The sequence below is a fragment of the Devosia sp. Root105 genome, assembly GCF_001424865.1.
In the GTDB taxonomy this organism is placed as follows: Bacteria; Pseudomonadota; Alphaproteobacteria; order Rhizobiales; family Devosiaceae; genus Devosia_A.
This window is the reverse complement of record NZ_LMCR01000018.1, coordinates 368,185-380,730: the sequence shown is the minus strand read 5'-3', so window position 1 is coordinate 380,730 and position 12,546 is coordinate 368,185. Positions and strand designations below refer to the sequence as shown.

The 12,546-nt window shown below is 63.1% G+C and carries 9 protein-coding genes; 2 read left to right on the top strand and 7 right to left on the bottom strand.

Going from position 1 to position 12,546, the window contains the following annotated elements:
• Positions 1–4: 4 nt before the first annotated feature.
• The 7 genes from ASC68_RS22160 to hisD form a co-directional block, all read right to left on the bottom strand.
• Complete coding sequence (locus ASC68_RS22160; RefSeq protein ID WP_055884225.1) at positions 5–832, bottom strand: DUF6615 family protein; 828 nt, start codon at positions 830–832, stop codon at positions 5–7.
• Positions 829–2,052, bottom strand: coding sequence for an FRG domain-containing protein (locus ASC68_RS22155; RefSeq protein ID WP_055884222.1), 1,224 nt, complete (start codon positions 2,050–2,052; stop codon positions 829–831). Before ASC68_RS22155 ends, ASC68_RS22160 begins: the two co-directional genes overlap by 4 nt.
• Positions 2,049–3,413: a restriction endonuclease subunit S gene (locus ASC68_RS28440; protein WP_197421365.1), complete on the bottom strand. Its 1,365-nt coding sequence runs from the start codon at positions 3,411–3,413 to the stop codon at positions 2,049–2,051. Before ASC68_RS28440 ends, ASC68_RS22155 begins: the two co-directional genes overlap by 4 nt.
• Complete coding sequence (locus ASC68_RS22145; RefSeq protein WP_055884219.1) at positions 3,406–5,001, bottom strand: class I SAM-dependent DNA methyltransferase; 1,596 nt, start codon at positions 4,999–5,001, stop codon at positions 3,406–3,408. Before ASC68_RS22145 ends, ASC68_RS28440 begins: the two co-directional genes overlap by 8 nt.
• Before the next feature lie 288 nt (positions 5,002–5,289).
• Positions 5,290–5,745 (bottom strand): PH domain-containing protein, encoded by a 456-nt coding sequence (locus ASC68_RS22140; RefSeq protein WP_055884216.1) that lies wholly within the window; start codon positions 5,743–5,745, stop codon positions 5,290–5,292.
• Positions 5,746–6,053: 308 nt separating this feature from the next.
• Positions 6,054–7,439, bottom strand: coding sequence for an RDD family protein (locus ASC68_RS22135; protein ID WP_055884213.1), 1,386 nt, complete (start codon positions 7,437–7,439; stop codon positions 6,054–6,056).
• Positions 7,440–7,770: 331 nt separating this feature from the next.
• A complete protein-coding gene (gene hisD, locus ASC68_RS22130; RefSeq protein WP_055884210.1) occupies positions 7,771–9,084 on the bottom strand; it encodes a histidinol dehydrogenase in 1,314 nt (437 codons plus the stop codon).
• 207 nt (positions 9,085–9,291) lie between these two features.
• On the opposite strand from hisD, the gene ASC68_RS22125 reads away from it, so the two are divergent.
• Entirely contained in the window at positions 9,292–10,812 is a 1,521-nt protein-coding gene (locus ASC68_RS22125; RefSeq protein ID WP_055884208.1) for a M81 family metallopeptidase, read from the top strand.
• Between the two features lie 50 nt (positions 10,813–10,862).
• On the top strand, positions 10,863–12,161 hold the full coding sequence (locus ASC68_RS22120; protein WP_082528378.1) for an extracellular solute-binding protein: 1,299 nt from the start codon (positions 10,863–10,865) through the stop codon (positions 12,159–12,161).
• Positions 12,162–12,546: the final 385 nt, after the last annotated feature.

Below are 12,546 nucleotides of genomic sequence, written 5' to 3'. Positions count from 1 at the left end.
GGTTCTATTCTGACTCTGTTCGAATGATTACGAAGCCAGCCAAACTTCGTTCGGCGGCAACCCTCCGGAGATTACTATCGAGTTCGGGTGGAGGTAGTCTATCTAGATCAAGCTCGTACTGAGCAAGGTAGGTGGGCAGTCGTTCGGCAGGCGGAAATAGTGGCTCAACATCCAGGTCCCCGCGGGCGTCAAGTGCACTCATTCGACTCTGGCCGAGAAGCGCCTGAACAGCGCTGCCGCTGGGCAGAGAGTGGGAGGCTGCGAGGCAATCGCAAACCATCCAATGCCAAGGAAACATAAGTGACGAGAGCTTGGAGAAATTGTTCGATCGGGTCGCCTTGACTGCTACGCCATCTGCCATGAAGCACCCGCTAGGGGTGAAGATCGTTTGAGGGCGCACACCAGTGACCGGACCGAAACCGACGGCAGGGCTTCTATTCAAGTAGAAACAGTACGCGGGGTTGAGTCTGTCCTTCTTTGCGTGAGCGAGCAGGTTGTCGATCTGTGGCAGTTTTTGTTTCTTGGCCTTCTGGGTTTGCAGCCTCTTGAAGTCCGAGCTGCCGGGTTCCAAGCGCTTAGCTTGCACCCGCAGCCCGGCCCAGCACCCTGGTGAGCCGATGTGCCACTCCCAATCCGCTCCGTTGCTCGCTTCCTCACTGCGGTTGAAGGCTTGAATAACAATCTGCGCCGGATGCCGGCGCCCGAGCTCAAGGAGCAGAGTCTCGGTGTTGGTTTCTTCGCTCCATTTGAGGCCAGCCCGCTGGGCATCCGTCATCCGTTGCCAAGTGAGTGCGCCCAGTTCCTGAAAGGTGGAGCAAAGCCCTGCACTCATCGGTCGACCTTGGAATCGCGGTTTGCGTAGAGCTCAGTCAATCGCTCCGCCAACACTTCGCGGGAGCTTTCCGGCCAGTCCATTGAGGCCAGCAAGCGCTTGAGGTCGACCTTCATTCGGGCGCGGGTAGTAGGGTGCGCCCACCAATCTAGACCACTCCTCGATGTGTAGAGGTCGTGCACCCGCCGGGCGATGGTGCTGAGGTCGAACAGGCCTGTCCCCTCTAAAGAGGCTAGTTGCTGCAGGACGTCCTCAAGAACGGCATCCGCACCAGCCTCGTCGGTAGGCATTTCGAAAGGCTTATTCTCAGCGACTGCAGCCGTCGCTCGCGCGACTGCCAGCGCCTTCTCCAATTCTTTCCGCTCCGCCACCGCCCGGCTGAGCCAATCGTTGCAGTAGCTGGACGCACCGGTGGGGTCTGGAAACAGGCTGGCATGGTGAATATTCATCTTGCGCAGCATGGAGAGGCAGGACACGCGATCCACATTTGGGATGTGTATCTTGCAGATGAACTTCGCCAGTTGCTCGGCGTCGGGATTGTCGAGATCGATCGCGCCCGTGTCGCCGAGGGCGTTGATGATCTCAGTCACCGGGTTCTCCGCTTCAGAGGAGGTGACAGTGAACAGGCCGGCTTGGTTGACCAGGCGAGTGTTCTCGCCGAACTTCGGTTCGAAGAAGAAGTCGTCGAGCACATCGTCCAGTGCCGATCGGTTGAGGCAAAACACAGTACGCGTCGGATTGTCTTTTTCTTCGACGCGATCGGCATCAGCAAATGCGAAAAACAGGGCGACGAAGGCAGATTCTGTCCAGTCCAGAAGCGGTGTGAATAGGCCGAAGTGCTGACCGATGGCCCAAACTTCGTTGTCATCGTAACCGCTAATGTCGGAGCCGCGCCCGCGCATTGAGAGTTTGAACTTGTGCAAAATACCAGCGGCCCATTCGCCGGGAATGGCGCCGCCGTCGAAGGCTCTGGACAGTCCCGGGGCCAATGGCCAGTCGTAGCGTCGATGGCCGCGATAGATCATCTGGCCGACATTGCTGCTATGAGGTGGGCCGGCAACTACGCGCTCAAGTTCGCGCCAGCTTTCGACCTTGCACGAGGGCACAAGGCCATCGATGCCCTCATCCCCAAATGCGAATTGCGGCCAAACGGTCAGTCGATCCAGATAGGACAGTTCGGCCTTTAGCGTATAATCGTCGGCCTGGGCAGCGGTCGTCATGGCGTTTCGACCTCGGCGGCACGACCAAGGCGCAATTCGCCGGACATTAACCGCGGCAGCAGATAGTCGCGGGTCTCTGCCAGCGTGTGGCTTTCCCGAGAGGCCGAGACAACGCGGTCAAGCAACGGCTGGGCCATGCTGCTGAACGCTCGAAAGACTGCATCCTCGATCGGGGTCGCAGAGACGATCGGCTTGAAGTTTTTCTTGCTGATTTCTTGGAACGTTGAGCCATTCGCGTTGGCGACAATCGCCGGCATGTTGGCTTTGCACCATAGGTACAGATAGGCGCTGCCGATTGGCCCGGCCGGCTGCAAGGCGATGAAACCTTGATTGATGGCCACGGGCTTCTGAGCAATCGCGAGGTAGCCTATCGGGGCGCGCGACGAGAGCAGCACCGTTCCTACTGGCAGCAGGCCCGAGGAGATTTTGGCGAGACCTTCATCGCTGATCCGTCTTTCCGTCTCGAACAGCGCGAAATCGCGCATTCCGGATAGGTCCTTCGGCGTTGCCCACCTATGTTGCCCTGGCGCCCAGTAGGACGGCTCGCCCGTGCTCGGCGTTGAGCCGCCTACAGGGTTTACTAGCTCACCTATGGGGCGCTCTCGCCACCCAACGGGGAGACCGTTATCGCCGAGTTCGTCCGTGAACGACGCAGCCAACGAAGCGGCCCTCGCGCCGTCTCGTGCTACCCCGCCCATTATGACAACCGGGTCGGTGGCGCCGGCGCGCTTGCGCTGGGTGGGACCGAAATCGATGAACCAATCTCGGAATATGGCTTGCGCCATCGTCTCAAGCGACTTGTTGGTTTCCCTGTTGATCGCGATCTTCAAGTCCAGCGGTCGCAATGTGTCGGCAAGTCGTTTCTGGACTTTTGGGGACGGCCACTCAACGCGCAGGCGCCGTTGCTCAGTTAAGCTGACGTATGGGAACGTATCCGACCCACCAGCCACAGCCCACACTTGGTTCATGAATGCGGGCGTGTGCATCCAGTAGTAGAGATAGAGAGGGTCAAGTATTTCCGGCTTCAGCGAGCGCCAGACAGTCACTCCGGGATTGGTAACAAACTCACCCGCCGCGATGTCCATTAGTGCGAGCCTGCCGACGGTAGCACGATGCGTGAAAAGGATGTCACCGCCGCGACCGATGCCCTTGCGGATGCGAGCACGAGCCGTGGCGTTGATCTTTTCGCAGCGATCTAGGTCGACCTCCCCATCAACCAAGTCGGGAGGTCGTACAAACGGAATGCCTCTTGCCACAAACTCGTGTGGCAGGGGCCTGTTCTCGCCATGGTTGCCGTCCTCAACGAAGAGGATACCCAGGCGAACTAGCTCAGCAACTGTGGAGTGATTGATTTCACCCACGCTCCACAACTCCCAGTGCTGCATCGATCCGAGCCTCTAGGTCTCGCCCGACGGCAAACTGTTGGGTCAGTTTCTCCCGTAGCTCCCCGAACCGCTCCTCGAAGCTTACACCGTCGTCCTCAATGTCCTGGGCGCCAACATAGCGACCTGGAGTGAGCACAAAGTCGTGGCTCCGGACCTCATCTAGGTTGGCGGCACGGCAGAAACCTTTTTGGTCTGCGTAGGACGGAAGCCCCTCGGCTTCGTTTGTTTCGGGCTTATTGCGCCACCGATGATAGGTGCTGGCGATGCGCGCGATCTCATCGTCGGAAAACTCGCGCCGGGTGCGATCGACCATGTGGCCGAGCTTGCGCGCATCTATGAACAGGATTTCGCCTTTGCGACTGCGATGGCCGTTTGCGCCTTTGTTGCGCGCAAGAAACCATAGGCAGGCGGGTATCTGCGTTGAGTAGAAAAGTTGGCCAGGCAGCGCCACCATGCAATCGACCACATCGGCCTCAACCATGGCCTGCCTGATCTCGCCCTCGCCCGATTGCTGAGATGACATTGAGCCATTGGCCAGCACGACGCCAGCCGTACCCCGCGGCGCCAGGTGATGTAGGATGTGTTGCAGCCAGGCGAAATTGGCGTTGCCCTGCGGCGGTGTGCCGTACGCCCACCGCGCATCGCCATCGAGGCTCGCCTGCCACCAATCCGAAATGTTGAACGGCGGATTGGCCATGGCGTAGTCAAACTTGAGGTTCGGAAACGCGTCGCGGATGAACGAACCCTCATTGTTCCAGGCGATGTCGGCATCGATGCCGCGCACCGCCAGGTTCATTTTGCATAGCCGCCAGGTCGTGTGGTTGCGTTCCTGCCCGTAGATGGCAATGTCGGACCGGCGTCCTTGGTGTGCCTCGACGAAGCGCTCCGACTGCACGAACATGCCGCCGGAGCCGCAGGCCGGGTCGTAGACACGACCGTTGGTGGGCTCGAGCAATTCGACGATGGTGCGCACGACCGAGCGCGGGGTGAAGAACTCACCACCTCTCTTGCCCTCGGCGCCGGCGAATTGCGAGATGAAGTACTCGTAGGCCCGGCCAAGTAGATCCTGGGCGCCACCCTGGCCGGCCTTCATGTCGACATTAGAAAAGAGGTCGACCAGCTCGCCCAACATGTTCTTGTCAAGCTGAGGTCGGGCATAGATCTTCGGCAATACATCCTTCAGGACGCTGGCATTGGCGCGTTCGATCGCCTCCATGGCGTTGTCGATCAGCCCTCCGATGTCGCCCTTCCGCTCTCGCCCGGTGGTCACATCGGTGAACGTGATTTCCGGTCGCTTGGCATTTGCCCGCAGGTTCTCCCACCGCGCCTCTGGCGGCACCCAGAACACATGAGCTGCGAGGTACTCTTCAGGATCCTCGGGGTCGGCATACTCTTCCTTCGAAAGCGCGGCGCGCTGGGCCTCGAACGCTTCCGAGATGTACTTTAGGAAGATCAGCCCCAGCGCGACATGCTTGTATTCCGAGGGTTCGAGATTGCCCCGAAGCTTGTCGGCCGCCTTGAAAAGCTCAGCCTCGAAGCCAAGGTCGTTGCCCTGTATCGCCATTATTGCCCCCAGATGCGTGCGATCTTGATTGTTGCACTAGAGGTGGCTACCGCACCTCGAGACTGATCACTGCCGCATTACCAACGTGATTTGATACGGCATTGACGTCAAAGGCAAAACCCCAATTGATCTTCGTGAACGGGGGATCGGGGCGGGGGGGCATGCGCGCCGCCTCCGGCAAGGCCGGTCCTTGTCACAAAACCCGGGTCCGGTAAGGTACGAGACCCAGGATATGTGACGCAGTTCAGGTCCGGCCGGGACAGCCTGTCGGCAGCGGCTCACCCGCCCCTACCGCACCACAATCGAACTCCTGAGCGCGATCGGATCCGCAATGTGGTGCAACCCCTCGATCCCCGACCCCGTCCCCCGCACCACGATCGAGCCATAGCCCAAAACGCGCCCGAGGATGGATTGGTCGACGATCACCGACTCGACCTTTTCCATGTTCATCTCGCCGGTCTGCCGGCGGATGAGGCCGCGTTTCTGGATGACGCGGCGGGTGGTTACGGCGATTTCGGTGGTGGCCTGCTCGATCCAGGCGCCGGCGAGGCTCCAGAGGCCGAAGAGCAGGAAAGCTGCGCCTGCGATGGTAAGGGCCAGGCTGAGGCCGGGCCCGACCGGCGCGAGGATCAGGATCAGGCCGGCGGCGGCGAGGATCAGGCCGCGGAGATAAACGATCCAGTGCATGCGGCCGATGGCCAGCACCTGCTCATCGGGTTTCAGCACGCTTTCGACATAGCCCATCGCAGAGGACCTTCCGCTATCAACACCATGCCGTACGCTGCGCTTGTTGAGGCAGGCGCTCGACTCAACGGTCGCCGGGCATTCGGCAACGATACGTCCTGTTCCCTATTACGGGGCTAAGGGCAAGCCGGATGCCTATGGCGTTGATGAGGTGGTGAGAGCAGGTCGGCTGACGTCAATCAAAAGGTTGACGCACGTTCCATCCGCGTCAACTCACGGGTTGACGTTGCCAGCCGGTGGGCCGCGCCGATTGTTGATCTGTCGCAAGAAGCGCTGCAGGTCTGGGCCAGGGCGCTGAGCGCCCCACCTCACCCTCCGACCCCCACACTCCTGAACAGCGCCTGCGTCAGCTCCGGCTCGATGATCTCGCGCGGGGTGGTGGAGAACTGGTCGATATAGACGATGCGCCAGAACTGGTTGCCGGTCTGGGCGGCGTAGACGGTGGTGGGGAAGCCGTCCGGGGCCATCTGGCCGCTGGCGGTCCAGACGCCGGGCAGGCTTGCCGTCGACCAGTTGCCGAGCGGGGTAGTGGCGCCCATGCCGCGGGCGAGGGCGGCGGTGTAGGTCGCCATGTCGATGTTATCAGCGGTTTCGACGCCGAGGAAGGCGGTAAGGCCGGTCTTCATGTAGGTGAAGCCGAAGAGGGTTGTGCCATCGGGGCCGGTGACGGCTTCGTATTGCCAGCCGGCGGGGATGGTGGTGGCGATCGCGGTGGTTGGGTTGGTCCAGGCACTGGGCAGCTCGAGGGCGTCGATGGCGCGCTTGTCCACGAGGTTAACCGCGGTGATCACGGCGTAGAGCGCGAGGCCGAACAGGATGCCCAGCGTGCGACGCAGGCGGTTCTGCGAGTGGGCGCGGACGGTCGCGACCTTTGTGTCGTAGGGCGCCGGCGAGCCGGCCAGCACCGCCCGGTAAGCCGAGACCATGGTGAATATGTTGACCAGCGGAATACCCAGCCCAAGCCCCTGGGCCCACACCCGGAACTCACGCTTGAGGTTGCCGCCGAAGCCGAAGCGCGGCCGGCCATCGACGGGTTCGGCCCGGATCGCGAAAATGGCTTTGCCCAGCGAGTTGCCGGTGAGCGTGATGATGGCGGCGTTGATCACCACCACGACCGGCAGCAACAGGAACACCATCGCCCTGGGATCGACGAAGTAGACCTGCAGGTAGAGCTTTGGGTTTACCCACGGCAGCACCCAGTAGATGCCGGTGAGCAGCACCGTGGCGATGATCGAAATGTCGATCGAGCGCGCGAAATAACGGGTCCATGGCCCCGCGAGCGCATGGGCCGCCGGCGCCGGGGCAAGGGTGAAGGCCGGCTCGCCGTCGTCGCCGGCGCGTTGGCTTTCATCGTCGCCGGCGCGTTGGCTTTCATCGTCGCCGGCGCGATAGCTCTCATCGGCGTCAGTACGATCGCTGCCCGGGCGATAGTCGCCGACGCGATCGGCGACAAGCACATCGCCATCGGCAGCATAGGCGGTTGCTTGCTGGCGGGCAGCGGGCAGGGGTGGTGGCAGCGCGTCATCTATCAGGTGCGCGAACTCGGGAGTATCGGCGAGCGGTGTCCACTCGGCCAATCCTTTGCGCCATACTAACGTCTCTGCCGTGATCTGACGGCTGGCGAAGAGGCTCTCGATCTCGTCGGCGGAATGCGGGCCGACGGCGGCGCCCTCGGCTGAATAGTACCAATCCATTATGAAATCCCCCAAATTGGGCGGATCGTTACATGGTCCTGCGGCGGCTGTCATTAGTTTGTTGCTGGTTTGTTCCCGGGTGGTGGTGTGGGGCTTCCGAGTCGGCGGGAACCTGGTGTGATCGGGCAACGCTGGTGAGGCTGTGACATCCCACTGGGTCCCCGCGTTCGCGGGGATGACGCCGGTGGGGTGGGGCGGGGGGCCATTGGAACCTGGTTCTCAGGTCCTTTCCCACACTGCTGCCGCCAGTGGCTGTGGACCCCCACCCCTGTCCCCTCCCCGCAAGGGGGAGGGAGACCAAAACACTGGCATCTCGGCTCCCGTCCCTGCCTCACCTCCGGCTGGCCGCCTCAGCATACGGCACGTTGCGGCCGCCATAGCGGCGGACGCGGATGTTGGCTTGTTCGGCGTGGCCGGCAAAGCCTTCGAGCAGGCAGAGGCGGGAGCAGTATTCGCCGATCATCGCCGAGGCCTCGTTGGTGAGGACACGCTGGTAGGTGACGGTCTTCAGAAATTTTCCCACCCACAGCCCGCCGGTGAAGCGCGCCGCGCCCTTGGTGGGGAGGGTGTGGTTGGTGCCGATCACCTTGTCGCCGAAGGCCACGTTGGTGCGGGGGCCGAGGAACAGGGCGCCGTAATTGGTCATCCGCTCGAGGAACCAGTCGGGGTCCGCGGTCATCACCTGCACGTGCTCCGACGCGATGGTGTCGGCGGTGGTCAGCATTTCCTCAAGCGTGTCGCAGACGATCACCTGGCCGAAATCGGCCCAGGAGCGGGCGGCGATGGCAGCGGTGGGGAGGATGGTGAGGAGCTGCTCGACCGCGGCGATGGTGGCGCGGGCGAGGGTTTCGGAATTGGTGAGGAGGATGGCCGGCGAGGTCGGGCCGTGCTCGGCCTGGCCGAGCAGGTCCGTGGCGCAGAGCTCGGCATCGACGCTGTCATCGGCGATAACCAGCGTTTCGGTGGGGCCGGCGGGCAGGTCGATGCCGATGGTGCCGAACAGCTGGCGCTTGGCTTCGGCGACATAGGCGTTGCCGGGCCCGACGATCATATCGACCTTGCCGATGCTGGCGGTGCCGAGCGCCATCGCCGCGACGGCCTGCACGCCGCCGAGGCAATAGATCTCGTCGGCGCCGGCAAGGTGCTGGGCGGCGACGATGGCCTGGGCCGGACGGCCTTCGAAGGGCGGCGCGGCGGTGATGATGCGCTTGACGCCGGCGACGCGCGCCGTGACCACCGACATGTGGGCCGAGGCGAGCAGCGGGTATTTGCCGCCCGGCACATAGCAGCCGACGGCATTGACCGGGATGTTCTTGTGGCCGAGCACGATGCCGGGCAGCGTTTCCACCTCGATATCGGTGAGCGCGGCGCGCTGGTGCTGGGCGAAGTTGCGCACCTGGGTCTGGGCGAAGCGGATATCGTCGAGCGCCTCCTCGCCGACGGCCGCGACGCAATCGGCGATCTCGCTGTCGGAGAGGCGGAAATCGGTGCGGTCATAGTTGTCGAAGCGCTGCGACAGCTCGTGCACGGCGTCGTCGCCGCGCTTGATGATGCTCTCGATGATGGTTTCGACGGTGCTGCGCACCTGGCGGTCGGCCTCGGCGGTGGTGGCGGCAGCTGCCGCGGTCTTCAAGTAGCGGATCATTTCCAGTCCCTTGATGTGCTTGGCAGCCCCGGTTTTCGGCCGGTTCGCCGCCTCTGAAACAGGCTGCGCAACGCTACTGCATCCGGATGCAGAAAGCTATTGCATCCGGATGCAATTGTTGCTTATCTTGCTCTCGCCGGATCGGTCGGCGGCCTCGCGGGGAGGGCGCAGCGACCAAACCGGCCAGGAATCTAACGGGGTTGCTCGATGTTCAGGGTGTTGGTCCTCGAATGCATGCAGGAGGTATCCTCGTTCAATCCGGTGCAGTCGGCATACGAGAACTTTCGTATTGATCGGGGCAACTCGATGCTGAGCCAGCGCGGGCTCAACACCGCCATTGGCGGGGCGCTCGCGGTGCTCGAGGCGGATCCGGAAATCACCGTGGTGCCGGGCTATGGGGCGCGCTCGGACAGCGCCGGGCCGCTCTCGGCCGCCGGCTGGCAGCGGCTGAGTTCCGAACTGCTCGAAGTGGTCGATCGCAATGCCGATGTCGATGCGGTGCTGGTGTCGCTGCATGGGGCGATGGCGGCGATCGGCGAGCTCGACCCGGAGGGCGCGCTGCTCAGCGAAATCCGCCGCCGGGTAGGGCCCGAGACGCCGATCGTCATGTCGCTCGATCTGCATGGCATCGTCACCGCCAGGATGATCGAGGCGGTGAACGGGCTCGCCATCTATTACACCTATCCGCACCGCGATTTCGCCGATACCGGCGCCCGGGCGGCCCGGGTGCTGCTGAAGCTGCTGCGCGAGCGGCCGGCGACCACGATCGTCCGGGTGACCATCCCGGCGCTGGTGCGCGGCAACGAGCTGGTCACCGATACCGGCATCTATGGCGAATACCTGCGGGAGTGCCTGGCGCTTGAACAAAGCGGCGCGGCGATCGCGGCGGGGGTGATGATCGGCAACCCGTTCACCGACGTGCCCGAACTCTGCAGCCAGGTGCTGGTTATGACCGATCGCGACCCGGCCGAGGCGGTCAAAACAGCCGAGCGGATCGCCGCGGCATTCTGGGCCGAGCGCAACCGCATGCAGGCGCACCTGACGCCGCTCAGCGAGGCGATTGCCGGAGCCAAGGCGATTACCGATGGCACGGTGCTGTTTTCCGATGCGGCCGATGCGCCGTCATCGGGCTCGAGCGGGGATTCGAACCTCCTGATCAAGGGCCTCAGCGATGCTGGTTACAGCCGAAAGGTGCTGGCGCAGATCGTCGATGCCGGCGCTGCAGCGGCGGCGCACCGGGCCGGAGTGGGGGCAACCATCGAGGTGAACCTCGGCGGGGCGCTCGATACCAAGCGGTTCAGCCCGATGCGGGTCGTGGCGCGGGTAAAACTCCTCTCCGATGGGGAATCGCGGCTCGAAACCATGGGCATTCCGTTGAGCGCCGGTCCGACCGCGGTGCTGACCTTCGACAATTTCACCGTGGTGGTGTTCAGCCGTTCGCTCAGCCTGTTCGACCGCGCCATGTACTATTCCAACGGCATCGATCCGGTGGATTACGACCTCGTCGTGGTGAAGTCGCCGCATACCGAACACCACATGTACGAGGCCTGGGTCAGGCGCAACTTCATCGTCGATGTGGCGGGCTCCACCTCGGCCAACCTGCCGACGCTCGGCCACACCGTGTGCGCCCGGCCGATGTTCCCGCTCGATCCCGAAGTGCCGTTCACGCCGCAGGCGGAACTGTTCCACTCGCACCTTTCCACCCCCGCGGCGCGTGCCACTGGGTGATTAACGACCGGCCCTTGGGGGGCCGCCAGCGACTACAGGGAGAACCACAAATGTCTAAGATGAAGACCTGGTTTGACGTGCATCGCCTTCGCCTCAGCCACGCGGTGCTGCCCGCCGCGGTGCTGGCCACCGGGCTCGCCGGCATCGCGCCGGCCGCAGCGCAGAGCTTCAGCTTTTCGGTGATGGCCTCGGGCACCTATGACAAGGCGGCCGCGGACCTCGCGCCGGCTTTCGAGGCCAAAACCGGGGTGAAGACCACGGTGGCGGCGTTCCCCTGGGCGATCCTCAGGCAGAACAACATCACCGACGTGCTCACCGGCACCAACCAGTACCAGGTGATGAGCGGCGGCTTCTATCTCGTTGATATCTATCCGCATTTCGTGCCGCTGGCCGAGATGATCAAGGCGGATAACCTCGCTGACGGGATGATCCCCGGGCTGATGGATCCGGGCCGGTCGGAATATTTCAACGGCCAGCAGATCGGCTTTCCCTACGGCACCGACGTCTATGGTGTGATGGTCAATGACGAGATGCTGAAGACCGCCGGGGTGACCGGCGAGTTCAAGACCTGGGCCGATTTCGTCGCCGCCTGCCCGACCATCGAGGCGGCCTTGCCCGATGTCGCCTGCTTCTCGCACCCGACCGGCAGCCCGGAGCAGATCAGCGCCTTTTTCACCGGCGCCTATGACGGCACCTATATCAAGGGCGGCAAATACGAGCTCGATACGGCCAAGGCCGTCGAGGTGGGGAAACTCATCGCCGAGCTCTGGAAGCACCTGCCCAAGCAGGGCAACGCCATGTCGTTCGACGAAGCCAATGCGGCGTTCCGCGACGGCAAGGCGGCGATGCTGGTGACCTGGCCATCATTTGCCAACAAGTTCCTCGACGAGGATACGAGCCCCCTGAAGGGCAAGTGGCATCAGGTGTCGTTCCCCGGGCCGGGCTATCCGCAGCTCAGCCAGTGGCAGCTGTTCATGGTCGATACGGCGCCCGACAAGGCGGTGGCCTGGGACTGGATCAAGACCTTTGCCGGCCCGGAAAACGCTGCGGCCAACTACAAGAAATATGGCATCGGTTCGCCCTGGAAGGCGCTCTATGACGATCCGGAGCTGAAGGCGGCCCATACCCACGATTGGCCGGCCAAGCTCGCCGACCTGCCGCGGGCGCAGAACCCGGTGCTGTCAGGCGAGGCGTTGGATTTCCTCAACAACACGCTGCAGGATGTCGCCAACGGCCGCGTCTCGGCAGAGGACGGCATCGCCAGCATCAACCAGGCCTGGGCCAATTTCCCGGTCCCGGCAACGCTGCTGGAAGTTGCCGGGAGCGTTGGAGCGGTGGCGGCGGAGTAGGGGTATTTCACGGGTGGCTGCCCCACTCACCTGTGTCACCCCGGCGAAGGCCGGGGCCCAGCCTGAGATAGTGAGGACCGGCGCAAGAGCCGAAGCATCTCAGGATGGATCCCGGCCTGCGCCCATAGGCGCCAAGTTAGAGCGAGGGGCTTTGTCACAGATGTCTCCCCACCCACGGTGTCACCCCGGCGAAGGCCGGGGCCCATCTCGCGGCGAGGGCTTCGCCCTCGTCCGCCGGAGATGGTGAGGTATTTGTGCAAGTGCCGCCACATCTCAGGATGGGTCCCGGCCTTCGCCGGGATGACATCGAGTTCTTGGGCGCCGCTGGTGACGAACTCATGCCGAGCCTCATTTGGCTTAGCGCATGTGGGCGGCTGTCATCCCA

Coding starts and splice junctions, on each gene's coding strand:
- ASC68_RS22120 (WP_082528378.1), top strand. CDS start 10,863: ATGTCTAAGATGAAGACCTGGTTTGACGTGCATCGCCTTCGCCTCAGC.
- ASC68_RS22135 (WP_055884213.1), bottom strand. CDS start 7,439: ATGGATTGGTACTATTCAGCCGAGGGCGCCGCCGTCGGCCCGCATTCC.
- ASC68_RS22145 (WP_055884219.1), bottom strand. CDS start 5,001: ATGGCGATACAGGGCAACGACCTTGGCTTCGAGGCTGAGCTTTTCAAG.
- ASC68_RS22125 (WP_055884208.1), top strand. CDS start 9,292: ATGTTCAGGGTGTTGGTCCTCGAATGCATGCAGGAGGTATCCTCGTTC.
- ASC68_RS22155 (WP_055884222.1), bottom strand. CDS start 2,052: ATGACGACCGCTGCCCAGGCCGACGATTATACGCTAAAGGCCGAACTG.
- hisD (WP_055884210.1), bottom strand. CDS start 9,084: ATGATCCGCTACTTGAAGACCGCGGCAGCTGCCGCCACCACCGCCGAG.
- ASC68_RS22160 (WP_055884225.1), bottom strand. CDS start 832: ATGAGTGCAGGGCTTTGCTCCACCTTTCAGGAACTGGGCGCACTCACT.
- ASC68_RS22140 (WP_055884216.1), bottom strand. CDS start 5,745: ATGGGCTATGTCGAAAGCGTGCTGAAACCCGATGAGCAGGTGCTGGCC.